This is a genomic window from Arthrobacter sp. HMWF013 (assembly GCF_003061105.1).
Lineage (GTDB): Bacteria > Actinomycetota > Actinomycetes > Actinomycetales > Micrococcaceae > Arthrobacter.
In genome coordinates this window covers 1-1,021 of the sequence record NZ_QAIQ01000693.1, presented here as the reverse complement: position 1 = coordinate 1,021, position 1,021 = coordinate 1, and the positions used below count along the sequence as shown (strand labels likewise).

Annotated in this window: 1 protein-coding gene; it reads right to left on the bottom strand. The window is 64.7% G+C overall.

The window, feature by feature from the left end; translation table 11 throughout:
* Positions 1-1,003: tartrate dehydrogenase (locus tag DBR22_RS22525; protein ID WP_108600812.1), on the bottom strand; the 1,003-nt coding region annotated here is incomplete at its 3' end.
* Positions 1,004-1,021: the final 18 nt, after the last annotated feature.

Genomic DNA, 1,021 nt, shown 5'->3' with positions numbered 1-1,021 from the left:
CGGCGGCGGTGGTCTGTTCGATAGCGGCCTCCACCTGGCGGGCTTCGGCGTGCAGGCCGAAGTGGTCCAGCATCAGGGCGGCGGAAGCGATGGCGCCGATCGGGTTGCTGATGCCCTTGCCGGCAATGTCCGGGGCGGAGCCGTGGACCGGTTCGAACATGGATGGGAAGCGGCGTTCCGGGTTCAGGTTGGCGCTGGCGGCCAGGCCCAGGCTGCCGGCAAGCGCCGAGCCCAGGTCCGAAAGGATGTCAGCGTTCAGGTTGGAGGCCACAACCACGGACAGGTCCTCGGGCTTGAGGATGAACTTGGCGCTCATGGCATCGACGAGGACGCTTTCGGTCTGGACGTCCGGGTAGTCCAAGGCTACGCGGTTGAAGACTTCGTCCCAGAGGACCATGCCGTACTGCTGTGCGTTGGACTTGGTGACCGAGGAAACCTTCTTGACGGTGCGGGTCCGGGCAAGGTCGAAGGCGAAGCGCATGATGCGCTCACAGCCCTTCTCAGTGAACAGCGCGGTCTGCAGGGCAACCTCGTTGCCGGGGCCGCGGCCGCTCAGGTTGCGTCCGCCCAGACCGGCGTATTCGCCTTCGCTGTTCTCGCGGACCACGACCCAGTCGAGTTCGGTGTTGTCCGCCTTGCGCAGCGGGGACTGGATGCCCGGCAGGAACTTGACGGGGCGGATGTTGGCCCACTGGTCGAAGTTCTGGGTGATGTTCAGGCGCAGGCCCCAGAGGCTGATGTGGTCCGGGACGTTTTCCCAGCCGACGGCGCCGAAGTAAATGGCGTCGAAGTCCTTGAGGGTTTCCAGGCCGTCGTCAGCCATCATCTTGCCGGTCTTTTCGTAGTAGCCGCAGCCCCAGGGGAACTCGGTCCACTCGAAGGCGAACTTGCCATTGGAGTTCTGGGCCAGCGCGTCCAGGACACGGCGGCCGGCGGATACAACTTCCTTGCCGACGCCGTCGGCGGGGATTGAAGCGATGCTGAATTTCTGGGTGGCGCTCATGTGCCTACCTCCTCGTTG